The following is a 22,022-nucleotide window of genomic DNA, read 5'->3' on the forward strand; positions in this document are numbered from 1 at the left end:
CCGAGGGGGTCGCCACCCTGGATCATGAAGCCGGGGATCACGCGGTGGAAGATGGTGCCGTCGTAGAGGGGACGGGACGTCTTCTGACCGGTCTTGGGGTCGACCCATTCGCGCTCGCCCTTGGCCAGCGTCACGAAGTTGGTGACGGTGTTGGGGGCGTGGTTCGGGAACAGCTCGACGGTGATGTCGCCGGCGGTGGTGTGCAGAATAGCTTTCATGTTGACAATGGTGTCATCTTTTCCTGTGTGTTTCCTGACGGTCGTTCAGCTCACGCCGACTAGTGGGCTGCACATCACAGGCGGATGTAGCACAATAGGACGTGAGTGGCGCATGTGCGCCCCCGTTAATATGGACAGGATCGGAGACAACATGGCAACCTCGTCGACTTTCGATGCAGATAAGCTGCGCGCTACCTCTGAGCAGCTTCGCGACGCTGCCGCCGTTTACGCCGGGAGGGTTGCCGTTCGGGCTGCCGATCTGGCGAACCAGGGCGTCGATTGGGCCGCTCCCCGTGCCCAGGCTGCACTGACCAGCGCGATCGAGCACGCAGCCCCCGCGATTGAGAACGCTGCAGCTCGCGCGCAGGCCGCTGCCGCGCACGCCGGCCCCGCGATTGAGAACGCCCGCGAGCACCTGGTGGAGGACTACCTGCCGCGCGCGTCCCTCGCCGTGAACCAGGCGGGTGCCGCCCTGTCGGCACGCGGTTCGCTGTCTGATCGCGCACGCCGCGCCTCCGAGGTGTCGGCTGCCGCCCTGGCGACGCCCACCCGCAAGCGCCGCAAGTGCCGTTTCCTGCGCGCTGTTGGCCTGACCGCCTTGGTCGGTACGGCCGCCGGTGCGGGCTACATCCTCTGGAAGCGTTCGCAGCCGATCGAAGATCCGTGGGCCGAGGAGTACTGGGCGGATCTGGACACGGATTCCTTCGTGCCGGAGACGGACGCCGAGAAGACTACCTTCGAGCGCTGATGCTCTGAGGTTTTCTTGCGCCTCTGGGGCCGCGACGCGTTGCGTCGCGGCCCCATGTGTTCGGTGCGCGTTAGCCGTCGCTGACCCGGGCGTCGCTGTGCGTGCCCTCCGATGCGATCATCGCGAAGAGAAGTATCTAATTATCGCGATAATGCCACCGATGATCACCATCAGAAGGCCCCAGGGGGCCACCCAGAAGAGGAACAGGACGGGCAGCCATCCCAGCGCATCGCCACTGTCGCCATGGTCACCGGGAATCATACCGACGAAGATCGCCGATAACACGGGAGACAACATGATGACAAACCCGATCACTACAAAGAACGTGGCGAATCCCGACGCGGCGCTACGAGGTTTCTTCGACTGAAATGTCATCCCCTGATGAAAGCTCTGGTCGTTCTGGGGATATCCCTGATAGACCGGACCCGGCTGCTGGAGGTCCACCTCTTGCGTCGCATGTGCCGAGAAAGGATTCACGGGCTGATTCGGGGTGCTCATGTTTCTTACTATCCTTTCCGTTGTCACAGTATCGGCAGCGCTCAATACGACAAGATGCTTATCCGCACCCACACATCGATCAGGACATAGGCGACGCCGACGATGACCCACGGGGCCGCGTTCAGGATGATTCCTCGTCGGCACCACGACCGCTGACGCGGCGTCACACTCGACCCAATACCGATGAATCCCGCGAGAAAACCCACGAGGTTCACGATTCCCAGGAAGCTTCCGCCGAAAATGAAGGGGACGATGAAGGAAAGCCCAGCGTACTCGGAGTGTTCACCGTTAACGGAAGCCACGTAGAGTACGAATCCGCAGGCAAGAAAGAGGATGATCATGATCCATCCCGCGACTCCGCACCAGAGCGCGACCTTGTCGCTTCCCCGCAGTTTCTCCTGCTGGGAAAACCTGGGCTGCTGATACCCCGGATATCCCGAATAGAGACGATTGCGTGGTGCGCTCATTGTCTCTCCTTCGTGTGACGGTCTGCTGCAATGTGCCCGCGTTCGGCTGAGGATACTACCCCTACCCCTGGTACTGCGCGCTCGCTACGCCGAATAAAAGGGGTTGATCGCTCCTGTGATGACAAGCGGGCTGATGTTCAGGATGAGTCCCAGCCACGCGAGCCTCCAATTCCCAGACCTGTCGAGCATACGAATCAACCCCGTGATCCCACCAATCAGATTCAGGGGGATAACCAGCATCCATGCAATGACTGAGTAGAGAGAGATGATCAACTCCCCACTCACAGAGTCCTGCGTCCAATCAGCGTTGGAGGACAGCCATGTCGCCAGGAGAGCCAGAACAATGACGACCCACCCTGCGATTCCACAGGAGATGCTGACCCGGTCGACCCGCGGAGGGAAACTCACCTGGGGTTGGGCGACATAGGTCTGAGGGTATCCCAGATAGGATCCGCCACCCTGGTAGAACCCGCCATTCTGGTAGGGGACACCACCCTGGTAGAACCCATCACCCGGATAGAGTCCGCCACTCTGGTAGGGCATACTCCCCTGATACGGCACACTATCCCCGTAGCTGTCCGGCTGAGGATTGTTGATCGGCACAGTCATTCACTGCTCCTTGCCCTTATGCCTAGTGCGTGCTGCCGCCCATCACCCAGAGGATAAAACAGATTGCGAAATAGATATATGGACTCACATTGAGGACGATCCCCAACCAATTCAACCGCCAGTTCCTCGACCGATCCGAGAGCCTCATGATACCGATGATCAGGCCAGTCATGTTGAGGGGGACCATGACCGAAATTGTCATCTGCGGAATAAAGCCGACGAAACGTAAGACTGAGTGATGGGTCTTTCCAAATTCCGTGCTGGTCAGCAGCCAAAGCCCCAGATAGGTTGTCAGGTGCAGCGCCCACACCGCCGCCCCGCAAGCAATGGACACCCAGTTGATCCGCGGGGGCATCTGCACCTGGGGGCCGACCGGGTAGGACTGCGGATACCCCCGGTAGGGGCCAGCAGCCTGGTACGGGTTGGCTCCCTGCGGCGTAGCCTGTCCGGGCGCGTAGGGAGCCGCGGGTATCCCGCCCTGATATCCTCCGCTCGGATAGGTGTTTGAGTTCGGGGCGCGAGAATCCGACATTGTCACAATCGCTCCTTCATGAGTTGATCATCGCGGAAATTCCAGCGCAGCCGCAGCCCTTGCGAGTACGCCGACGGCGGGCATGCACCCACAAACGTTGTTGGACGCATGGGCTGAGCCTCGCCTCAGCGACCTACGCGAAAAGCATCAGCGCGAACATTAAGACGACGAACATAACGTAGGGGCTTGCGTTGAGGAGAATCCCCAGCCAGTTGAGCTTCCGTACCTTCGGCGTCCCCGTAGCCCCCACGATTCCAATAATGCCACCGGCGAGATTCACCGGGCCAATAAAAATCATGGCGAAGAGCGGAAAGAAACCGATTATGTCTTTGCCACTCGGGTCAGGATCGGACGCGCTAGCTCGCAGGGCCATCCACATGGCCAGCACCGTCAGGCCGATGAGAGTCCACCCGACAACACCCAAGATGATCGATACCCAGTTCACCTTCCGAGTCACAGGCCCTTGAGGCACGGGCGCATAGCCCGGCGCAAATCCTTGCGGCGCAGTCGAATACCCCTGGGGCACGCCCTGATAGACGGGCTGTCCGGGCGCGTAGGGAGCCGCGGGTTGTCCCGCAGGCTGCTGAGGATAAGGCATGCTCATCGAGTTCCTCCTCTGTTGCACTGACATGCGGCGACAATCCGTCTCTCGACTGGTGTGCCACACATGCGCAGCACAGACAACGATGCTGTGAAGAGCCCCCACATCCCCTTTCCGAAAATTCTTTCAAGAATTGAGATTATCGAAGAGGGAAGACCCGCGCAAGATGCACTCACCCAAGGAGAGCGCGCAGCACCTGGGCCACCCCGGCCTCGTTATTGGAAGGCGCGACGAAGCGCGCGGCCTCGATGACGTCCTGCGAGGCATTCGCCATCGCGAAGGACAGGTCGCCCTCGCTCATCATCGACAGGTCGTTACCCGCGTCGCCGAAGACCGCGGTCTGGGAGCGTTCCACGCCGAGGAAACGCTGCAGGTCGCGCACGGCGCTGCCCTTGTCGACGCCACGAATCTGCAAGTCGACCCAGTTCGCGCCGGAAATCGCGTACTGGTGGGTGTCGGCGAAGTGCGCCAGCGTCGCCTCCGCAAGCGCGCCAACCGGGCCGATGGCGTAGACCGCCAGCTTGACGATCGCGTCGTCGCTAGCACCCGCCTCGATGGCGTCGATGACGGCGATCTGATCATCCACACACTGGGTGCGGCGGTAGTAGGGGGCGACGCCCTCGACGAAGAGGTCGTCGGCACGCTCGACGTAGGCGAATTGCTTGCCGCACATGACCAGGCCGCCGTCGATCCCGTTCGGACCCGACGTGGCCTCACGGACCAGGCGGATAACCTCGCGCACGGTGGGGGCGTCGACGGGGCTGGAGGAGACCTCGACGCCGTCGCGCATGACGATGCCACCATTCTCCCCGATAACCGTCATGCCCGGGCGACCGGGGAACATGTCGATGAGGGTCCACACCTGGCGCCCTGACGCGGGCGCGAAGGTGACGCCGCGCTCGTCCATCAGATCGAGGAGTTCATCCATGCCGGGCGGGAAGTTCTTGTCGTTGTCCAGGAGGGTGCCGTCCATGTCGATGGCGGCCAGGCGCAGGTCAGCACCCGCGTAACGCGCGGGGTCAGTGGGGGTCGTCATGTCTCCATTGTGCCTGACCGCAGGGCCGGGTGCTCACGACCTACAACGAGGCCGGGGCAACCTCACGCTGCCGGGCGCGGGCACCGTCTCATTATCGCGAAGACACAGCCCCTCCCGTGCACCGGGTCTATCTCCGTCATATGAAGAGAAGATTCAGACTATGCAACCAGTACATGACCCCACCAACCAACGTTGCGACGACGAGCAAGGGCAGAAGCCATAGGCGGACGGATATACCGTGTATCCGCCACTCGTCTACCATCCACATGACGCCCTCCATGATCGCGACACACAACGTCAGGGCCACCAGCGGGGGAGCCGTACATAGAACGAAGACCAAGTGCAGCCCGTATAGCCAGTATGTTCCGTCGCCGTTGTCAGTGTGATCCCCTGGCTGCAAGTCGAGCAAGAATTTCAGGATGGTCGGGCTCACGATGACCAGGATTGCGATGAGCGCAAAGATGAGCCAAATCTTGGGGATTCGCGGCTTTCTCCGAACGTGGTGGGCAGGCACAGGAGCGCAACCCGGACCCGCGCTCGACCACGCAATCGTGGAGGAAGGCGGCGGCTTCATTCCCGTCGCCGTCATCTGTTCGGGTATCGTGCCGAGCATCGAGCCGATAGCGTTATTGGTCATCGTCGAACCTCTTCGTTCGCATTGGAGTGATCCCTGCATCAACCGGAACGCTAGCCACTCACATGCCACGCTCGTGTCCGCGCCCTTCACCGACGAAGGGGAAACACAACAGAATAAGCGCACGCCCTGCGTTGAGGTCGTACGTTCCGATACAGCTCCATGGTATGCCCGACCAGACGCTCACCGTCGGGGTTTGACACTGCAATTGTGCGGATCGTCGCTCGGGCGACCACGGCCTCGTCGATGGGGGACGAGGCCGTGGCCAGTTATTCGACACAAGGACGCAGCGCGTTACTCGCGTCCCTCGCGCACGCTAGACAGGATGCGGCGGCGCAGGGGCACGGTCGCCTCGGAGGCAGCGACGATGAGCAGGACGCCCACAATCGCCGAGGCGAGCGCAATGAGGACACCCTTGGCTCCGTCAGCCGCGAGCAGCGGCGACAGGAACACCATGCCGAGCAGCATCGAGCCGACGATCATGACGAACGCGGGGATCGCGACCTCGAGTCGGCGGCTGCGGTCCATGAAGCCGTTCGGGGAGCCCATGTAGGACAGGGCCCGCACCTGGTCGGCGGAGTCGAGGACGCGGATCGACTGGTTGACTGCGGTCGACACGGCACCCAGGGCGAGGGTGATCGCGAAGGTGAGCATCATGCCCCTGTTGATGTCGCCCATGACGATGCGCCCGACCTCGTCCATGCCATCCCCGCTCATCGAAATCGCGCTTGTGGCCGGATACATGATGCCGACGAGGAACCCCACGAGGGCCACCGCCCCGAAGGAGCGCCACACGGCGCGCGGATCGTCGGCCATGCGACGCCCCGCCACCATCATCTGGGGGGTACGCGCCATGGAGGCCATGAGTCGGCCCATGAGGCTGATCGACCACACGCCCACCAGGTTGATGATGAGGAAGATCGCGCCCATGAAGCCCATGAACACGGCCATGCCGATGGCGGTGCCGAGGTTCATCGCGAGGGCACCGACGGTCAGCCACACGACGAGGAGGACCAGGCCAATGATCGGCCCAACCGCGCTGACCCGGTCGGCACGGTCGCGCCGCGCGACGCCCAGGGGCGTGATGGCGACCTTGCGCATGGCCAGCCACGAGGACAGGGAAGCCAAGAGGATCATGGCGAGGCCCTCGGCGAGGAGGGCGATGGCTCCCACCCACATCTCGCCGACCCCCATCGGGCGGCCCTGGAAGGACAGGGCACCCCACGCGGGCAGCGTGACCGCGTAGAGGATCGTGCCGACGACGACACCGACGCCCGCGAACACGCAGGTCTCGAGGATGCAGGAGAGCTTCGTCGCCCCCGGTGCCAAGCCCATGAGGCGCAGGACCGCCAGGTCGCGCTCGCGCCTGCTCATGCCCAGTCGAGCGGCCGCAGCCCCCATCGAAATGATGGGGACGATCAGCAGAGTCGCCGCGAAGTACGCAAGAATCACGTAGAAGGGTCCCATCCCATCCAGGGTCGAGGGATCGTCGCCCGTGCCGGAAGCCGCAGCCTCAGCCGCCCGCGCCCCGAAAGCCATGACGCCGCCCGTCACCGCGAGCAGGAACGCGTGCGGCAGGGCGAAGGCCGCGACCGTCAGGGCACTCGTCGCCCGGTCGCGCGACCGCAGGAGCGCCCCGGCGGCGGTTCGCACCGCGCTCATCGGGCCACCCCCTGGCCCGCCGCGCGGGCCACCGTGGAGGCAGCCGGGGGCGTTCCCGACGAGGCCGGGGCCGGACTGGGCACGCCACTGCCTCGTCCCTCGAGGGAAACGCGGCCATCACGCACGTGGATCGTGTGCGGCAGGCGCGCGGCGACCGCCGGGTCGTGGGTGACGAGGACGAGGGATGCGCCCGTGGAGGTGCAGGCGCTGGTCAGGAGGGACATGACCTCGCCGCCGGTCGCCTGGTCGAGGGCTCCCGTGGGTTCGTCGGCGAAAATTACTGAGGGGTTGGTGGCGAGCGCACGGCCGATGGCGACGCGCTGGGCCTGGCCACCCGAGAGCTGGCCGGGGCGATAGGGGCCGGCACCGTCGAGGCCGAGGTTCGTGAGGATCTCGCGGGCCCGAGCGATAGCCTGCGATTTGGGTGTGCCCGCCAGCATGAGGGGCATCGCAATGTTCTCTTGCGTGGGCAGCTCAGGCAGGAGCTGGCCGTCCTGGAACACGAAGCCGAAGCGGCGCAGGCGCAGGGTAGACAAGGCGCGTTCCGACATGGTCGTCATCTCTTCGCCATCCAGGGTGATCGACCCGGAGCTGGGGCGCAACACGCCCGCCAGGCAATGCAGGAGGGTCGTCTTACCGGAGCCGGAGGGACCCATGATCGCGACCTGCGTGCCCTGCGGGAGTGTCAGGTCGACACCCGCCAGCGCGTGGACGGGAGTGTTTCCGCGCATGTATGTTTTCGTCAGTGCTCGGGTCACCAGGCCCGTGTTGTTCTCAGTCATACCTCCACGTTATTCCCGAGGCACATTTCACTTCCATGAGGGGCTGCCCTGGTTGCCCCCTGAGAGTCCCCCGACACATCGACAGAGACGGCGGAAATCTCCCCTCCCCACGACACTATGTCAATCACTTATCGGCATGTGGAATTTTGTTCCCACACCTCACGACACATGGGCATATGACCGATAGGATCGGTTTTATCCGTTCTGACTGTCAGAACGGCATTACTCCAAGGAGGGCACCATGGGTCTGGAAGATCTGAAGAAGCAGACTGAAGAGAACATCGAGAAGGTCGTCGACGCGACCAAGGAGAAGGCCGAGGAAGCCAAGGACAAGCTCACCGAACTGGCTGGCGAGGCTAAGGACAAGGCCAAGGAAGCCACCCACGCCGCCCAGGACAAGGCTGAAGAGGTTGCCGACAAGGCCAAGGACAAGCTCGGCAAGTGATCTGACGAAAGGGGCTGGGCCTCAGGGCCCGGTCCCTTTTGCATACCCGCAGGCAGGCACTTGAGGGTTCCTCGCACATACTCACGGGGACGCGCGGGTACCGCAGTTGCTACGTTTGACGCATGAACGCCGCCCTGGATCCCCTCGCCGCTCAGCTGCTGCTACGCGCCTACGCGCGGGCCACGAACATGCTTATCGCCGGGCGTTCCTTCGCGACGGACGACCCAACACTCACCGCCCTGCTGCGCGCGTTCGGCGCGCACGTGCGCCCGCTGTCGAGCGTCGAGGAGACCCCGGCCTCGTCCCAGGTCGTCTTCGCGCTCGAGGAGGACGCGGCCCCCAGGCCCGGGGCGATCACGGTCCTGGCACCCGGAGGCGTGTTCCGCGCGGTCGTCGCCCCCGACGGGCGCACCATCACGGGCCCCGGCGACGAGGGGCGCATCGAGTGGGCGCGCACCCACATGCCCGTCACCGAGGCAGCGGCACACACCCTGGCTCCCCTGGTGGCGGGCCGAAGCGTGGGGCTCTCCCTCGTCCTGGAGCCGAAGACGGCGGCCCTGGCCCTCATGCTCGCCGAGGCCGGGGCGCGCGTGAGCGTCTTCGGCTGGGCGTCGGAAACCCGCGAGGACGTCGCGGCCAGGCTGCGCGACGCTGGCATCCCCGTGTTCGCGGACTCGAGCGCGTCCCGCGAGCGAGAGTGGCAGCTCGCCCGTGATTTCCTGGCTCAGCGCAGCGAATTCCTGCTGGACGACGGCTCCCACCTGATCCGCCTGGCGCACGATACCCAGCGCTGCCCGGGCGTCCTGGACGCGCTGGTCGGCGCAGCGGAGGAGACCACCTCGGGGCTGCGCCCCCTGCGTTCTTTCGACCTGCGTATTCCGGTTCTGGCCTCGAACGACGCGCGGTCAAAGACCCTGTTTGACAACGCCTACGGGACGGGTCAGTCGTGCTGGACGACGATCCTGGATCTGATCGACCCGCGCGGCGTCGGCGCGCCCGTGGCGGGGATGAGCGTCGTCGTCATCGGCTACGGCGACGTGGGCCGCGGCTGCGCGCGTTTCGGCGCGGCGCTCGGTGCCCGCGTGACCGTCGTGGAAGTGGACCCCGTGCGCGCCCTGCAGGCGTCGATGGACGGGTTCACGGTTGCCTCGATGGAGGAAGCCACCCCCGGTGCCGGCATGCTGATTTCCGCGACGGGCGAGCGGGCGACAATCCCACTGAGCGCGCTGGAGGCGGCACCTGCCGGTGCGATCGTCACTGTCGCCGGCGGCGTCGACGGGGAGGTGTCCATCGACGAGGCCGTGGCCAGCTCCTGGGTCATGGCCGAGTCGGGTGATCCCCATGTGCAGACCCTGGCCAGCCCCTCCGGTAAGACCCTGCACGTCCTCGAACACGGCGAGGGAATCAACTACACGGCGGGCGAGGGAAACCCCATCGAAATCATGGACATGAGCTTCGGCGTGCAACTGGCGTCCCTACGCGAGCTCCTCACCCGCGAAGGCGAGCTGACCCCCGGCGTGCACGACCTGCCGCGCGAGGCCGACGACGCGGTCGCGGCGGCTGCGCTGCACGCACTGTCCCTGTCATAGTCGCAGCTCGCGCCCACCTGCGGGCGGGCGCGCCCGCCCCGCTTCTACACTGTTAGTTAGCGTCCCCCACCGAAAGGTCCCCCATGAGCGACGTGGTCGTCTGGTCCGCCGGCATGGTCATCCCAATCACTGCCCCCTCGATCCTCGACGGCGCTGTTGCCGTGCGCGACGGGCGCATCGAGCACGTGGGAGCGCGCGGCTGGGTTATCGACACGCTCACGCAGCGCGGCCTTGCCTTCACCGAACGCCACTTCGACGGCGTCCTGCTCCCCGGCCTCGTTAATGCGCACACGCACCTGCAGTACACGGGCATGGCGTCCGTGGGAGCCGGGCAGTACCGCGGTTTCGACAGCTGGGCACGCGCTTTCGACGAGGTCTACGACGCGGGCGGCCTGGACTGGGGAGGCGACGCGACCGAAGGCGCGCGTCTGCTCCTGTGCAGCGGCACGACCGCCGCCGCCGACGTGGTGACGGACGCCGCCGCGGCCTCGGCGCTGCACGACGCTGGGCTGCACGGCGTCGCCTACTGGGAGGTCATGGGCTGGTCGAACGAGGAGTGGAAGGCTCGCGGCGAGCGCGAGGTCTCCGCTTCTCTGGACGCGATGCCGACCCCTCCGGGCGTGGGTATTTCCCCGCACGCCCCCTACTCCCTCGACGCCGAGCCGCTGCTGGATCTGCCCGACATGGCCAGGCGTCGCGGCATGCGCATCCACATTCACCTGGGCGAGTCCCACTCCGAGGCCGAATGGTCCGAGACGCGCACGACCACTCTGGCCGACCTGTGGAAGAGCGAGCACTCCTCGTCGTTCACGGCGATGCGTTCACGCGGCGGCGGCTTCTCCTCGACGCAGTTTGTCGATCAGCTGGGCGTCCTCGGGCCCGACTGCCACGTCGCGCACGGCGTGTACATGCGCGCCGACGACCGCAGACGGCTGCGCGCACGACAGACGGCCGTGGCGCTGTGCCCGCGCTCGAATCGGGTGATCGGCCTGGATGCGCCGCCCGTCGCCGCCTACCTCACCGAGGGCAACATGATCGCGGTGGGCACGGACTCCCTGTCCTCCTCCCCCTCCCTCGACCTGCTTGAGGACGTCGCTCTCCTCTTCGATCTGGCGCGAGCTCAGGGGTATCAGGACCAGGACCTGGCGCGCCGCCTCCTGCAGGCGGCGACCCTGGGCGGTGCCACCGCAATGGGCCTGGCGACGGGTCCCGACCGCCTGGGTCAGCTCCAGTCGGGCGCAGTCGCCGACATGTGCGTCGTCGACGTGCCCGTCACCTCGATCGTGGACACCATCGACACCATCGCCCGCCACGGCGCCGGGCGCGTCATCGAAACCGTCGTGTCCGGGCGCGTGCGCTACTCGGCCTCGCACTGACCCTGTCGTTTCCTTGTCGTTCAGCCGGTCTTTCTCTTCGTTTGGAGTGCCGCATGACCGACGTGTCCCCGCTGATTAACGCCATAGGCATCGCGCCCCACCCGTTCACAGCGCACTCACGTGCACGCACCCCCTAGGATGATCGCATCCGCCCGGAACATTCGAGCGGTTTTTCTAAGGAGGACACATGGGTCTGGAAGATCTGAAGAAGCAGGCTGAAGAGGGCTTCGAGAAGGCCAAGGAAACGATCGGCGAAGAGAACGTCGAGAAGATCGTTGAGGTCGCCAAGGACAAGGCGACCGAGGTTGCCTCCGGTCTGAAGGACAAGTTCCAGAAGTGACCTGACGGAAAGGGACCGGACCCACGTGGCCCGGTCCCTTTCTACATCTGCGCGTCGCTGTGTCCCATTCCCTATCGGCCGTTTTCCCCGCACTTGCAACGTTTTCTCTCCCCTACCTTGTTCCATTGTTTCGTGCTTTGAAACGACGCCAGCGTGTCCGTCGGAGCGTCGATACTCTCAACAGGTCAGACCCGCCGATCACGGCGGGATCCCCCACGTTACTGGGAGGCCCCATGCGCCGCTCTGTCCGTTCCCTCGCTGCCGTCGCCGCCTTCGCGGCCCTCGGCCTGGCCGCCTGCTCGGGCGGTACGAGCTCATCGTCTTCCGCCGACGCCGAGCAGACCTACGGCCCCGGTGCCCTGCCGACCGTGACGGAAAGCAAGCTCACCGTCGCCACCTCCGATCCCGCCTACTCGCCGTGGATCCTGAACAACGACCCGGCCTCGGGCGAAGGCTACGAGTCGGCCGTCATCTACGCCCTAGCCGAGGAACTCGGCTACAGCGCGGACAACGTCCAGTGGGTGCGCGCCACCTTCGAATCGTCGATCACTCCCGGTGCGAAGGACTGGGATCTGAACATTCAGCAGTTCTCCATCACCGACGAGCGTCGTAACGCCGTCGACTTCACGTCCCCGTATTACACGACCTCCGAGGCCATCATCGCCAAGGCCGGCACCCCCGCCGCCGATGCGAAGTCTATCGCGGACCTGAAGGACGTCCTGATCGGCGTCCAGGCGGGCACGACGTCGCAGCAGTTCGCGTCCGACACCCTGGAACCCGGGCTGTCCCAGAAGCTGCAGATGTTCAACTCCTCCGACGACACGGTTCTAGCCCTGCAGACGGGCCGCGTGGACGCGATCGTCGTTGACCTGCCCACCGCGTTCAACATGATCGCCACGCAGGTTGACAACGGTGTGGTCGTCGGCCAGTTCGCGGACGCCCAGGACGGCGAGAACTACGGCATCGTCCTGCCCAAGGGTTCGAAGCTGACCCCCACGGTCTCCGCAGCTGTTGATCGCCTGGCTGAGTCCGGCAAGCTCGACGAGCTGCAGGAGAAGTGGCTGAACGAGGCACAGAACGTGCCGATCCTCAAGTGAGGCCCCGGGCTCATGAGTGACTACTCGAGTGACACGCTGGCCACGCCTCCCGTTTCGGCGGTGGAGCGTGGTCGGCGCGCTTATCGACGCAAGCAGACGACCCGGTCGGTCCTCATCTCCCTGGCCTCCACGATCGTGGTGGCGGGCATCCTCATCGCCGTGGTCGTCAACTCCGACGGGTGGGAGGCCACCCGCAACACCTTCTTCAACGGCAAGTACTTCGTTCAGGCTTTCCCGCAGGTCTTGTCCGGCCTGTGGCTGAACATTCGGATCCTGCTGGTCGCGGTCCTCGGCGTCGCCGTGTTTGCGACGCTGCTGGCGGCCGCGCGTACGCTGGGCGGGCCCGTGTTCTTCCCGATCCGTTTCCTGGCGGCGGCGTACACGGATATTTTCCGAGGCGTCCCCTTCCTGGTGGTCCTCTACCTGATCGGCTTCGGTATCCCCGCTCTCAATCCGACGACGCGTATCCCGACCGCTGTTTTGGGCACTGTTGCGCTGGTGCTGACGTATTCCTCGTATGTGGCCGAGGTGCTGCGCGCCGGCCTCGACTCGGTACATCCGTCCCAGCGTTACGCGGCCCGTTCGCTGGGCTTGACTCACGGGCAGACGCTGCGCATGATCATCGTGCCGCAGGCGATCCGCAAGGTGACGCCCGCGCTGATGAACGACTTCATTTCGATGCAGAAGGACGTGGGCCTGATCTCGGTCTTGGGTGCGGTGGACGCGATCCGCTCGGCGCAGATGGTTCAGGCCAAGACCTACAACATGACGTCGTACGTGGTTGCGGGCCTGCTGTTCATCGTTTTGTCGTTCCCCTTCATTCGCTTGTCGGACTGGTACACGGCCCGGCTGCGTAAGCGCGAGCAGATGGGAGGTACCGTCTGATGTCGGTCACCGAAATGAACGAGGCATTGGCGCGCACCGCTCGGTCGGTCACCCCGGTCCTTCGTGCCGTGGGAGTCGTGAAGCGTTTCGGCGATAACGTCGTGCTGCGCGGCCTGGACCTGGATGTTGCCTCGCACGAGGTCGTGGTTCTCATTGGCGCGTCCGGCTCGGGTAAGTCGACGCTGCTGCGCTGCGCGAACCTGCTGGAGCGGGTGGACGACGGCCAGATCTTCCTGGCCGGCGAGGACATTACGGACCCGCGTGCAAACGCGGATCAGATCCGCGCGCGCATCGGCGTCGTCTTCCAGCACTACAACCTGTTCCCGCACATGTCGGTGCTGGACAACGTGACGTTGGCGGCCCGAAAGGTGCACGGCTGGGACAAGGACCGCGCACACGAGCGCGGCATGGAGCTGTTGGAGCGCATCGGCTTGAAGGACAAGGCGAAGGAGTTTCCGGATCGCCTGTCGGGTGGCCAGCAGCAGCGCGTGGCGATTGCCCGCGCTCTGGCGACGAACCCGGAGCTACTGCTGCTTGACGAGATCACCGCGGCTCTGGACCCGGTCCTCGTGGGCGAGGTCCTCGACCTTGTGCGCGAGATCAAGGAGCAGGGCTCAACCATCCTCATGGCGACGCACGAGATCAGCTTCGCCCGCCAGGCGGCTGATCGCGTCGTGTTCCTGCAGCACGGCCAGATTGTCGAGCAGGGACCGCCGGAGCAGGTGATCGATGATCCGCGCGAGCAGGCCACCAGGGACTTCCTGGCGCGCATCCTGCGCTGACGCCTCATCAATACGGGAGGGCCCGGACCGGTCGTGAACCAGTCCGGGCCTGTGTCATAAGAGCATGTCGCACATCACTTGTAAAGACACAAAAGAAATTTACTCTGGCACCGGATCATGCTACGCTAGCCCATGTACGGATAACTTCCGTACAGACGAAAGAGAGGCTCACATGAGCACCACGAAGACACGACGCCTGGACCTGCGCCTCACCGAAGAACAGGATGCACTCATTCGTCGGGCGGCCGAACAGGACGCCCGTAGCATCAGCGATTTCATCCTGTCCACCGTCACGATGGAAGCCCAGCGCCGCCTCGCAGACCAGCGCCTCTTCATCCTGAACGAAGAGGACCACGCCCGCTTCGAAGAGATTCTGCAGGCACCGCCGACGGACGATCCCAAGCTGCGCAAACTCTTCGAGCGCCCCTCGCCCTTCGGCACTCACATCAACCTGAGTGCACCGAACGCTTCCGACCACTGATGTACACAACAGTCCTGCAGGAGCCTCGCCCCCTTGAGCGGAGGGATGACCGATCACGCTTCCAGTCGGGAAACGCCGAGATCGACGATTGGTTCCACCGCTTCGCGTGGCAGAATCACAGCGCCGGAAATGCTCGCGTTTTCGTCACAACGCAGGAACCCGAAACGCTCGGCTTCTACGCCCTGGCGATGGGAGCAGAAGAACGCAGCAAACTCCCAGATGCCCTCAAACCCGGTCGACGCCCGGACCCGTGTCCCGTCCTGCTCCTTGCACGTCTTGCCGTCGATCGACACGCGCAGGGACGAGGCATCGGCGCAGCTCTCCTAGCAGACGCCCTCTTGCGAGCCTACAAGCTCAGCAATGAGGTTGGATTCGCGGCCCTCCTGGTCCACTGTGCGGACGACCGGGCACGCGAGTTCTACCTCAACCAGTGCTCGCAGTTTGTACCCTGCCCCGGAGCGGAGAACCACCTGATGCTGCCGCTGCGCGCTATGCGGGAGTTCATCGACGCTCTGTGAGATGCCCGATCGGGCACCAATACGGGAGGGCCCGGGATCGCAACGATCCCGGGCCCTCACAAGGTCAGTGTCAATAGTGCCAGATCAGTTGGCACCCTCGGTCACGGTCACCTTGAAGTCGGTGGTGATACCGTCCTTGTCAGTAACGGTGACGGTGACGGGGTCCGCGTCCTCACCGGTCACCTTGAGGGGATGCAGGGTAATGACGTTCTTTTCGGGCTTGCCGACGGAGAGGGTCTCGGGGTCAGAGACCTCAACCTTGTAGTCGGCTGCCTTATCAGACTCAGGCAGCGCGACCTTGAGGTCGCGCTTCTCGGGGACCTTGACACCCTGGTCACCGATTTCGGCGATAGTGTTCTGGATGGTCTCGACGTTGCTGGGCGTCACATAGTTGGCGCCGGTGTTGTCGGAGCAGCCGGTCAGGGCGGTGACGCCCAGGCCGAGTGCGAGCACTGCGGTGAGGATGGAACGCTTGTTCATATCTCCATCATAGGCAGCGGACCTTACAACGATGCGTCACGATGCCAGCTTTTGGGACAACGTACACACGCATCACAGGGACCAGACCAGCGCCCCGGACTCCACCTCCGCCCAGAACGCTCGCGCGAGGTCCGCCCACTGCTGCGGGAACTGCAGCTGCGCGCTATGCACGCCACCGCGGATGACACTCTCTCGCGCACCCAAATCCGAGGCCTCCTCCGCGTACCAGGCGGGCGGCCACACCTCATCCTGGTCCCCGTACAGCACGTGCACGGGCACGCCCGTGGCTGCCAGCGCGGGGGTGTCAGGGCGTAGCTGGGAGAGGATGCGGGCGATGCCGACCAAGTTTTCCGAGGCCGTGTCCAGTGCGCGAACACGTTGGAATTCGGCCCATCCGACGCCGGGTTCGTCAAAGTTCATGTCGGGGAAGTAGGTGCGCAGCACCTGCTCACGCGCGCCGGGACCCGTGGGCAGGGGTTCGAGGATCGGCAGGGTGTTCATCCAGTCGTAGACGGCGCGACCCGAGCAGAACAGGGTGACGGAGGCGAAGAGGTCAGGCCGGGAGACGACTGCCGCACGCGCGACGATACCGCCGAAGGAATGGCCCACGAGGTGCACGCGCCCCGTGGTCCCAGCCCAGGCCTCGGCGACGGCGATGAGGTCGCCAACGAAGTCGCTCATCCCGTACGCACCCAGGCCGGCGGGCGCGGCGGACCCGCCCTGGCCTCGTTGCGAGTAGGCGAGGACGTCCCAGCCCGCCTCCCCCAGGAAGGGCAGGACGGGCGCGTAGTCCTCCTTGGATCCCGTGTAGCCGGGAACGAGGAGCGCGCGATTCTCCCCCGCTGCGTTCGGGGCCGAGGCGGCGGAAATCGCGGGGGTGCCGTCGACGAGGGCGGGTGCGCTCGGGCCGGTCAGCAGGCCGCTCAGCTCGCCCGCCGGGGAGGGGACGGCGACGGGCGTGACGTTTGCTGCCAGCGCAAAAGGACCGAAAGGATCAATTTGTTTCACGCGCCCAATCGTAGAATGAACGCATGACAAACGAGACGATTGCGAGCCAGCTCGCCCACCGCACGATCCGCGCCTACAAGGACCAGCCCCTCACCGAGGCCGAGGTCACCACGCTGATGGACGTGGCCCGTCACACCGCGACCTCCTCGTTCCTGCAGTCCTGCACGGTCCTGCACATCACGGACCCACAGGTCCGCGAAACGATCGGCGCCGCGTCCGGCCAGCCCTACGTGGGCGGCACGAAGGGCGACCTGTTCATCTTCGTCGCCGACCTGTACCGCAACAGCCGCATCCGCGCCGAGCGCGGTATCTCCTCGGAGGCCTTGGGTTCGATCAACCTGTTCCTCACGGCCCTTGAGGATGCGCTCCTGGCCGCGCAGAACGTGGTCGTGGCCGCCGAGTCGATGGGCTTGGGCACCGTCTACCTCGGCTCGATCCTCGCCGATCCTCGCCCCGTCGTGAAGGTGCTGGAATTGCCCGAACTCACGTTCCCGATCGTCGGCCTGCTCGTGGGCCACCCGGACCAGGAGCCCGGCCAGAAGCCGCGCATGCCCCTGTCTGTGATGACAGCACAGAACACGTACCCGCGCGTCGAGTCCTACACTGAGACGCTCGCCGACTACGACCGCGAGGTCACCGAGTACTACGACCTGCGCTCGGGCTCGCGCCTCGAGTCCTTCACCCACCTGGTCGCGACCAACATCGGCGTGGGCGGTGCGCACATCTCCCCCATCATGGAAGTTCTCCACGAGCAGGGGCTGTGCCTGCGCTGACTCTCCGTCATTGACGAGGCCGTGGTCTCCCCTCGTGGTCACCTGACCGCCCGGGGTGCCACGGCCTCGTCGCATGCGGAGCTTGACACGCGCTTACAATGTATGTATGGCTGAGCTTGGTTTTTCCACCTACGTGTTCATCGAACGCATCGCCGCGAACGCGGCCGCGCTACACCCCTTCCCGGAGCACAACGTGGCGCTCGTTCGGGACGCGCTGGCGGACGTCGGCTTCGAGATCACACTGCTCGGCCCGGATGCGCCGAAGGTCGGCGAGGGCGTGTACTTCCAGCCCGAACCCTTCGGGGATGAGGTCATCGGGCTTCTCGCGGACGCCTTGACCCTGCGCGGTATCGGTGCCTACGGGTACGCGCTCGTGGATTCGTCGCTGGGCGGGGAGCTGGCCGACATCGCCCTGTTTATGCGCGTGGGTGACGTGTTCCCGCGCCACGGTCGCCGCATCCTCATGACCCGCATGTACATTCATCGCACCCCCACGGGTGCGGGCAACAAGGCCGTGACCTGGGCGTTCGGTTCCCCTGCCGACCTGGAGGAAGCGAACCGGCTGCTGTCGGAGAAGTTCGACACCGAACCCGTTTCGGACCCTCGCGGCATGGCCGCCATCGAGATCCGTCATCCAGAGTTCGCGGCGGGCACGGCCGAGCCGATGGTCCTCCTTGACGACATCTTCCAGGTGCTGGGTGCCGCTGGTTTCGAGGGCATCACCATGTGTAACGACCCGGGCACCCCTCGTGCCAGGGGCTGACAGCCTGGGCCGCTGCGCTCACTATTTGGGCCGCTGCGCTCACCATCATGACGGACGCGTTTTATATCAGGACCGCACACACCAATCAAAGCCCCAAGTCCCCGCTAACGAAACGATCATGCAACTCTCCGAGGCGACGTAGCGCCCTGGCGAGGCTGTCGGAGTGCTCTGCACCTCTCTGAGCATCCCATTCGGCATCAACAAACTTGCCCAGAATGATGCTATAGCGGCTACCGAAGCTATATGCCGGCCGCTTACCACCTTTAGCGTTCTTTCGAACAAAATCCTCTTTGTGTCGCTTGGCGAGCTTATCCACACATCTCAGCATTCGCTCTTTTGCGTCTGGTCCTTCAGGCAGCTCGACCTTTGCGAGAGGAATATTAAAAAATCTAGCAAATCCTTCATTATCCGCGAGAACCCAGCTCTCAATCTCACTGTCACAGACACGAAGAACGACAGTATCTGCGCATCCCTCTGGCAGGAGCCGTCTCCTCATATCGACCGGGCAATGCCCATCGGCGTCTCGCAAAAACACCCTCGGGACACAAGAAGGCCGACGAGCCTGATCCCTGAGCCGCGCCTCTAATGGGGCGGAACCTTTCATTGAAAAGATACGGAATTCCTCATCCCCCCAGCCCGATGCTCTCATTACAGCAGAAACCACAGGCAAATCCGTTGAACCCTCGACGTAGACAATAGCTTTCTGCAACGACGTACCCATGATCAGAACCCAAGACTAGGTGTCCCCTCGGGACTCATAATGACACTAATAATCTCTGAGAAAGGAAGATCTATATCAACATACTCTTCAATATCTTCGCGATCACTAAGCAAACTACCCTTTGTGCCGTCTTTCCCAGGAATAAGAACAAGAACCTCATCTAGGCCAACGGTGTCATCATCCACAACCTCCGCAGCGTGACTTGACAAGATTATCTGCACCTGCCCCTTCACATTTTTCCGCGCTTCAGCAAGCACATCCGGAAGCTCCGACACAAGTTCCGAATGCAATGACAGCTCCGGTTCTTCAAGAAGCAATACACTTGATTTCTCCGCGGGCGTGGAGGCCAGTGTCCACAGCAAGCCTAACAACCTTAGCGTTCCATCTGAAAACTGCGTCTCATTCTGCCACGCCGCGTGCGGCCTCCAATTCTTATAGGCCGCCTCCAGGTGAGGCACGCCCATTGAATCCTGTTTCAACCTTAGCTCCTGAAATTCAGGAATCGCCAACTGAAGTGCAGCCTGAACACGCCGAAGCCTTGCATCTTGCGTCCGCTTGTTCGTTTCACTAATCTGTCGAATGAAATCAGACCCATACGGATCTGAGGTCCGAATGTCATTACCCGTTAGTCCACGAATAACTTGTGGAACCGGATGGAAATACCTGGTCTGCGAAAAGAAGTCCGCAATCTTTCGAAACCTCTTATTGGTTACTTTCTGCTCCAGATAAGTCTGCGTGAGAAGCTCCGCATCCGCATGATCATCTTCGTTTGGTCGACTCAGTAGAAGCTCACCATTACATTCGACCCTCTCACTCTCCACCAGAACTCTTCTATGACCGGATCCCTCCTGTCGAATAACTAAAACATAGCGCCATTCATCTTCACCATCGCGCATTGTCACATCAATACTCGGAGACGGGTGCTGCCTACTAAACAAACTTCGTATCTTCTTCATCCCGCCCCTCTGATCAACCGCCTGCGCTATCCCACCACCGGGAGCAACAACTTCACCCAAAAAGCGAAAGACGTCGAGAAGATTTGATTTTCCAGAAGCATTCGGACCAACAATGAAGAGCCGATGTCCAACATCAAAGCTCAGATCACGAAAGTTCTTCCAGTTTTTAATATGTACATGTGAAAACTCCACGCCTTTCCCTCCATTAGTATTAGGCAATACTGTAAATTGAATTATATACTCTGTACCGGACTCTTTACAACCAAGCAGTCTGTGGACTTTCTTAAGAAGATTTCCAGGTGCTGGGCACCGCCGTCTTTGAGGGCATCACCATGTACAACGAGTCGGCTCTCCCGCCGACCTGGAGGAAGCGAACCGGCTGTTGTCGAAGAAGTTCGACAACGAACCCGTTTCGGACCCTCGTGGCATGGCCGCCATCGAGATCCGCCATCCAGAGTTCGCGGCGGGCACGGCCGAGCCGATGGTCCTCCTTGACGACATCTTCCAGGTGCTGGGGGCCGCTGGTCTCGAGGGCATCACCATGTGTAACGACCCGGGCACCCCCCGTGAACTGCCTCCCGTTTCTTGGACATCGAAATTGAAGTCCAGGGAATGGGAGGCTTTTCGTGCCTGTGGGTGTGCGGTTGAGGCATGATCGTTTGCTTCGGGAGCAGGCGGTGGAGATGTTTGAGAGGGGATTTGGCTATCGTTTGACCGCCAGGAGGCTTGGTGTGTCTGCCGAGACTGTGAGAGAGTGGCAGAAGATGTACCGCGTGATCGGGAGGGGCGGGCTTCTTGCCATGGGAGTAAAGCAGACCAGATACGACTATGAGACCAAGGTCGCCGCAGCGAGGGCCGTGGTTGACGGCGGGATGAGTAAGCCTGAGGCGATGGTGCGTTTCGGTATTGCGAGCGCGACACCGTTGAAGCAATGGTGCAGGCTGTATCGCGAAGGCGGCGCGCAGGCGCTTAAGCCCAAGCCTAAGGGCAGGCCGAAGGGGTCGGTGCGGGCGGTGCTCCCAACGTGTGAGGAGGAACTCCAAGTGCGCGTGCGTAAGCTTGAGGCGCAGGTGGCGTACCTAAAAAATCGATTGCCCTGAAGGCGCAGAGGCGCTCCCAAACCGGGACAAAGCCCTAGTGGTCGCCGAGCTTTCAGGGCGTGGACATGCGGTGTGCGATCTCCTCGAGGCGGCCGGCCTTGCCAGGTCGAGCTACTACTACGCGCTGGCTCACCCCAAGGGCGTGGCCCGGGCGCATCTGCGGCCCAAGGTCGCCCAGATCTTTTCGCGCACCCCCAACGGGTGCGGTCACAGGCAGGTAGCCATGTGCTTGCGCGCTGAAGAAGGAGCACGCATCGCTGACAAGACGGTCTTGAAGATGATGCGCGAGATGGGGCTGCGCTGCGGCATACGCCGCGAGAGGAAGTACCACAGGTACAACTCCTACAAGGGGGAGGTGGGACAAAGCTTCGACAACATCATCGGCCGCGACTTCAAAGCCGATAGGCCCTGGCAGAAGATGGGTACCGATGTCACCGAGTTCAAGCTCTCCTTCGGTAAGGCCTACCTCGCGCCGGTCTACGACTTCGCCAGCAAAGAGATCGTGGCCCACTCCATCTCCATGCGCCCCGACCTGGCCCAACAACAAGAGATGCTCCACATGCTCATGGACGCCAAGCCCCAAGGAGCCGAGCCGATCTTGCACTCAGACATGGGATGGCAGTACCAACACAAGGCCTACATCAACGCGCTCGCCGAGAACGGTTTCATCCAGAGCATGTCACGCAAAGGCAACTGCATCGACAACGGCGCCACCGAACAGGTCTTCGGGCACCTCAAGGACGAATTCTTCCGCGGCCAAGACTGGCAAACCTTCGAAAGCTTCAAAGCCGACCTCAACGCCTACATCACCTACTGGAACACAACAAGACGCCAAGTAAAGCTCAAGGGCCTGACCCCAGCAGAATACCGGGATCAGGCCCTACAGCAAGCCGCATAACGACTACCATTAAACGCGTCCAA

At 63.2% G+C, this 22,022-nt stretch carries 28 protein-coding genes and 1 pseudogene; 15 read left to right on the top strand and 14 right to left on the bottom strand.

The window, feature by feature from the left end:
• Positions 1–218 (bottom strand): peptidylprolyl isomerase (locus QZ149_RS07975; RefSeq protein WP_291450824.1); only part of this gene is annotated, 218 nt, incomplete at its 3' end.
• Positions 219–369: 151 nt separating this feature from the next.
• On the opposite strand from QZ149_RS07975, the gene QZ149_RS07980 reads away from it, so the two are divergent.
• Entirely contained in the window at positions 370–966 is a 597-nt protein-coding gene (locus tag QZ149_RS07980; RefSeq protein WP_291450825.1) for a hypothetical protein, read from the top strand.
• A 117-nt stretch (positions 967–1,083) separates the two neighbouring features.
• Here the strand turns inward: QZ149_RS07980 and QZ149_RS07985 are convergent, their stop codons facing one another.
• The 9 genes from QZ149_RS07985 to QZ149_RS08025 all read right to left on the bottom strand — a co-directional run bounded on the left by QZ149_RS07985 (position 1,084) and on the right by QZ149_RS08025 (position 7,787).
• Positions 1,084–1,464, bottom strand: a complete 381-nt coding sequence (locus QZ149_RS07985; protein WP_291450827.1) for a hypothetical protein — start codon at positions 1,462–1,464, stop codon at positions 1,084–1,086.
• A 41-nt stretch (positions 1,465–1,505) separates the two neighbouring features.
• Positions 1,506–1,931: a hypothetical protein gene (locus QZ149_RS07990; protein WP_291450828.1), complete on the bottom strand. Its 426-nt coding sequence runs from the start codon at positions 1,929–1,931 to the stop codon at positions 1,506–1,508.
• A gap of 84 nt (positions 1,932–2,015) precedes the next feature.
• Positions 2,016–2,540 (bottom strand): hypothetical protein, encoded by a 525-nt coding sequence (locus tag QZ149_RS07995; protein WP_291450829.1) that lies wholly within the window; start codon positions 2,538–2,540, stop codon positions 2,016–2,018.
• A 22-nt stretch (positions 2,541–2,562) separates the two neighbouring features.
• A complete protein-coding gene (locus QZ149_RS08000; protein WP_291450831.1) occupies positions 2,563–3,072 on the bottom strand; it encodes a hypothetical protein in 510 nt (169 codons plus the stop codon).
• A gap of 133 nt (positions 3,073–3,205) precedes the next feature.
• A complete protein-coding gene (locus tag QZ149_RS08005; RefSeq protein ID WP_291450833.1) occupies positions 3,206–3,676 on the bottom strand; it encodes a hypothetical protein in 471 nt (156 codons plus the stop codon).
• Positions 3,677–3,845: 169 nt separating this feature from the next.
• The gene (locus QZ149_RS08010; protein ID WP_291450834.1) at positions 3,846–4,709 is read right to left on the bottom strand and encodes an HAD-IIB family hydrolase; all 864 of its coding nucleotides are present in this window, start codon (positions 4,707–4,709) and stop codon (positions 3,846–3,848) included.
• Positions 4,710–4,845: 136 nt separating this feature from the next.
• Positions 4,846–5,346, bottom strand: coding sequence for a hypothetical protein (locus QZ149_RS08015; protein WP_291450835.1), 501 nt, complete (start codon positions 5,344–5,346; stop codon positions 4,846–4,848).
• A gap of 291 nt (positions 5,347–5,637) precedes the next feature.
• A complete protein-coding gene (locus QZ149_RS08020) occupies positions 5,638–7,005 on the bottom strand; it encodes an ABC transporter permease (RefSeq protein ID WP_291450836.1) in 1,368 nt (455 codons plus the stop codon).
• On the bottom strand, positions 7,002–7,787 hold the full coding sequence (locus tag QZ149_RS08025) for an ABC transporter ATP-binding protein (protein ID WP_291450838.1): 786 nt from the start codon (positions 7,785–7,787) through the stop codon (positions 7,002–7,004). The genes QZ149_RS08020 and QZ149_RS08025 overlap by 4 nt, the downstream gene beginning before the upstream one ends.
• A 241-nt stretch (positions 7,788–8,028) precedes the next feature.
• Between QZ149_RS08025 and QZ149_RS08030 the strand changes: the two genes are divergently transcribed.
• The 9 genes from QZ149_RS08030 to QZ149_RS08070 all read left to right on the top strand — a co-directional run bounded on the left by QZ149_RS08030 (position 8,029) and on the right by QZ149_RS08070 (position 15,300).
• Entirely contained in the window at positions 8,029–8,232 is a 204-nt protein-coding gene (locus tag QZ149_RS08030) for a hypothetical protein (RefSeq protein ID WP_291450840.1), read from the top strand.
• Positions 8,233–8,354: 122 nt separating this feature from the next.
• Positions 8,355–9,821 carry an adenosylhomocysteinase gene (locus QZ149_RS08035; RefSeq protein ID WP_291450841.1) on the top strand — a complete coding sequence of 489 codons (1,467 nt, stop codon included), beginning with the start codon at positions 8,355–8,357 and terminating at the stop codon, positions 9,819–9,821.
• A gap of 83 nt (positions 9,822–9,904) precedes the next feature.
• Positions 9,905–11,197 carry an amidohydrolase family protein gene (locus tag QZ149_RS08040; RefSeq protein ID WP_291450843.1) on the top strand — a complete coding sequence of 431 codons (1,293 nt, stop codon included), beginning with the start codon at positions 9,905–9,907 and terminating at the stop codon, positions 11,195–11,197.
• Between the two features lie 187 nt (positions 11,198–11,384).
• Positions 11,385–11,537, top strand: coding sequence for a hypothetical protein (locus QZ149_RS08045; RefSeq protein ID WP_009648419.1), 153 nt, complete (start codon positions 11,385–11,387; stop codon positions 11,535–11,537).
• A gap of 233 nt (positions 11,538–11,770) precedes the next feature.
• A complete protein-coding gene (locus QZ149_RS08050; protein ID WP_291450847.1) occupies positions 11,771–12,634 on the top strand; it encodes an ABC transporter substrate-binding protein in 864 nt (287 codons plus the stop codon).
• 12 nt (positions 12,635–12,646) lie between these two features.
• Positions 12,647–13,519 (top strand): amino acid ABC transporter permease, encoded by an 873-nt coding sequence (locus QZ149_RS08055; protein ID WP_291450848.1) that lies wholly within the window; start codon positions 12,647–12,649, stop codon positions 13,517–13,519.
• Positions 13,519–14,301, top strand: coding sequence for an amino acid ABC transporter ATP-binding protein (locus tag QZ149_RS08060; protein WP_291450849.1), 783 nt, complete (start codon positions 13,519–13,521; stop codon positions 14,299–14,301). The genes QZ149_RS08055 and QZ149_RS08060 overlap by 1 nt, the downstream gene beginning before the upstream one ends.
• A gap of 172 nt (positions 14,302–14,473) precedes the next feature.
• Positions 14,474–14,782, top strand: a complete 309-nt coding sequence (locus QZ149_RS08065; protein ID WP_291450850.1) for a DUF1778 domain-containing protein — start codon at positions 14,474–14,476, stop codon at positions 14,780–14,782.
• A complete protein-coding gene (locus QZ149_RS08070; RefSeq protein ID WP_291450852.1) occupies positions 14,782–15,300 on the top strand; it encodes a GNAT family N-acetyltransferase in 519 nt (172 codons plus the stop codon). The genes QZ149_RS08065 and QZ149_RS08070 overlap by 1 nt, the downstream gene beginning before the upstream one ends.
• Positions 15,301–15,384: 84 nt before the next feature.
• On the opposite strand, the gene QZ149_RS08075 is transcribed toward QZ149_RS08070, so the two are convergent.
• Positions 15,385–15,780: a hypothetical protein gene (locus QZ149_RS08075; RefSeq protein WP_291450854.1), complete on the bottom strand. Its 396-nt coding sequence runs from the start codon at positions 15,778–15,780 to the stop codon at positions 15,385–15,387.
• A gap of 72 nt (positions 15,781–15,852) precedes the next feature.
• Positions 15,853–16,788 carry an alpha/beta hydrolase gene (locus QZ149_RS08080; RefSeq protein WP_291450856.1) on the bottom strand — a complete coding sequence of 312 codons (936 nt, stop codon included), beginning with the start codon at positions 16,786–16,788 and terminating at the stop codon, positions 15,853–15,855.
• Positions 16,789–16,811: 23 nt separating this feature from the next.
• On the opposite strand from QZ149_RS08080, the gene QZ149_RS08085 reads away from it, so the two are divergent.
• Together QZ149_RS08085 and QZ149_RS08090 are read left to right on the top strand one after the other, a co-directional pair.
• A complete protein-coding gene (locus QZ149_RS08085) occupies positions 16,812–17,561 on the top strand; it encodes an NADPH-dependent oxidoreductase (RefSeq protein WP_291450857.1) in 750 nt (249 codons plus the stop codon).
• 106 nt (positions 17,562–17,667) lie between these two features.
• Positions 17,668–18,324, top strand: coding sequence for a hypothetical protein (locus QZ149_RS08090; protein ID WP_291450858.1), 657 nt, complete (start codon positions 17,668–17,670; stop codon positions 18,322–18,324).
• A gap of 85 nt (positions 18,325–18,409) precedes the next feature.
• Here QZ149_RS08090 and QZ149_RS08095 read toward each other — a convergent pair whose 3' ends face one another.
• Positions 18,410–19,045 (bottom strand): hypothetical protein, encoded by a 636-nt coding sequence (locus QZ149_RS08095; RefSeq protein WP_291450859.1) that lies wholly within the window; start codon positions 19,043–19,045, stop codon positions 18,410–18,412.
• A 2-nt stretch (positions 19,046–19,047) separates the two neighbouring features.
• Entirely contained in the window at positions 19,048–20,193 is a 1,146-nt protein-coding gene (locus QZ149_RS08100) for an AAA family ATPase (RefSeq protein WP_291450860.1), read from the bottom strand.
• Positions 20,194–20,347: 154 nt separating this feature from the next.
• On the opposite strand from QZ149_RS08100, the pseudogene QZ149_RS08105 reads away from it, so the two are divergent.
• From QZ149_RS08105 to QZ149_RS08115, 3 genes and pseudogenes are all read left to right on the top strand, one after another.
• Positions 20,348–20,560, top strand: a pseudogene (locus QZ149_RS08105) (hypothetical protein); the annotation flags it as partial.
• 124 nt (positions 20,561–20,684) lie between these two features.
• Entirely contained in the window at positions 20,685–21,101 is a 417-nt protein-coding gene (locus QZ149_RS08110) for a transposase (RefSeq protein ID WP_291450862.1), read from the top strand.
• Positions 21,102–21,138: 37 nt separating this feature from the next.
• Positions 21,139–21,999 (top strand): IS3 family transposase, encoded by an 861-nt coding sequence (locus QZ149_RS08115; RefSeq protein ID WP_291450861.1) that lies wholly within the window; start codon positions 21,139–21,141, stop codon positions 21,997–21,999.
• Positions 22,000–22,022: the final 23 nt, after the last annotated feature.

It is taken from the genome of Actinomyces sp. ICM47 (assembly GCF_905369875.1).
In the GTDB taxonomy this organism is placed as follows: domain Bacteria; phylum Actinomycetota; class Actinomycetes; order Actinomycetales; family Actinomycetaceae; genus Pauljensenia.

Bases quoted from the DNA above. Each gene is read 5' to 3' on its own strand.
- QZ149_RS08060 (WP_291450849.1), top strand. From the start codon at position 13,519: ATGTCGGTCACCGAAATGAACGAGGCATTGGCGCGCACCGCTCGGTCG.
- QZ149_RS08010 (WP_291450834.1), bottom strand. From the start codon at position 4,709: ATGACGACCCCCACTGACCCCGCGCGTTACGCGGGTGCTGACCTGCGC.
- QZ149_RS07980 (WP_291450825.1), top strand. From the start codon at position 370: ATGGCAACCTCGTCGACTTTCGATGCAGATAAGCTGCGCGCTACCTCT.
- QZ149_RS08050 (WP_291450847.1), top strand. From the start codon at position 11,771: ATGCGCCGCTCTGTCCGTTCCCTCGCTGCCGTCGCCGCCTTCGCGGCC.
- QZ149_RS07990 (WP_291450828.1), bottom strand. From the start codon at position 1,931: ATGAGCGCACCACGCAATCGTCTCTATTCGGGATATCCGGGGTATCAG.
- QZ149_RS08090 (WP_291450858.1), top strand. From the start codon at position 17,668: ATGGCTGAGCTTGGTTTTTCCACCTACGTGTTCATCGAACGCATCGCC.
- QZ149_RS08005 (WP_291450833.1), bottom strand. From the start codon at position 3,676: ATGAGCATGCCTTATCCTCAGCAGCCTGCGGGACAACCCGCGGCTCCC.
- QZ149_RS07985 (WP_291450827.1), bottom strand. From the start codon at position 1,464: ATGAGCACCCCGAATCAGCCCGTGAATCCTTTCTCGGCACATGCGACG.
- QZ149_RS08110 (WP_291450862.1), top strand. From the start codon at position 20,685: ATGTTTGAGAGGGGATTTGGCTATCGTTTGACCGCCAGGAGGCTTGGT.
- QZ149_RS08020 (WP_291450836.1), bottom strand. From the start codon at position 7,005: ATGAGCGCGGTGCGAACCGCCGCCGGGGCGCTCCTGCGGTCGCGCGAC.
- QZ149_RS08065 (WP_291450850.1), top strand. From the start codon at position 14,474: ATGAGCACCACGAAGACACGACGCCTGGACCTGCGCCTCACCGAAGAA.
- QZ149_RS08075 (WP_291450854.1), bottom strand. From the start codon at position 15,780: ATGAACAAGCGTTCCATCCTCACCGCAGTGCTCGCACTCGGCCTGGGC.
- QZ149_RS08030 (WP_291450840.1), top strand. From the start codon at position 8,029: ATGGGTCTGGAAGATCTGAAGAAGCAGACTGAAGAGAACATCGAGAAG.
- QZ149_RS08095 (WP_291450859.1), bottom strand. From the start codon at position 19,045: ATGGGTACGTCGTTGCAGAAAGCTATTGTCTACGTCGAGGGTTCAACG.
- QZ149_RS08070 (WP_291450852.1), top strand. From the start codon at position 14,782: ATGTACACAACAGTCCTGCAGGAGCCTCGCCCCCTTGAGCGGAGGGAT.
- QZ149_RS08025 (WP_291450838.1), bottom strand. From the start codon at position 7,787: ATGACTGAGAACAACACGGGCCTGGTGACCCGAGCACTGACGAAAACA.
- QZ149_RS07995 (WP_291450829.1), bottom strand. From the start codon at position 2,540: ATGACTGTGCCGATCAACAATCCTCAGCCGGACAGCTACGGGGATAGT.
- QZ149_RS08045 (WP_009648419.1), top strand. From the start codon at position 11,385: ATGGGTCTGGAAGATCTGAAGAAGCAGGCTGAAGAGGGCTTCGAGAAG.
- QZ149_RS08000 (WP_291450831.1), bottom strand. From the start codon at position 3,072: ATGTCGGATTCTCGCGCCCCGAACTCAAACACCTATCCGAGCGGAGGA.
- QZ149_RS08035 (WP_291450841.1), top strand. From the start codon at position 8,355: ATGAACGCCGCCCTGGATCCCCTCGCCGCTCAGCTGCTGCTACGCGCC.
- QZ149_RS08015 (WP_291450835.1), bottom strand. From the start codon at position 5,346: ATGACCAATAACGCTATCGGCTCGATGCTCGGCACGATACCCGAACAG.
- QZ149_RS08055 (WP_291450848.1), top strand. From the start codon at position 12,647: ATGAGTGACTACTCGAGTGACACGCTGGCCACGCCTCCCGTTTCGGCG.
- QZ149_RS08085 (WP_291450857.1), top strand. From the start codon at position 16,812: ATGACAAACGAGACGATTGCGAGCCAGCTCGCCCACCGCACGATCCGC.
- QZ149_RS08040 (WP_291450843.1), top strand. From the start codon at position 9,905: ATGAGCGACGTGGTCGTCTGGTCCGCCGGCATGGTCATCCCAATCACT.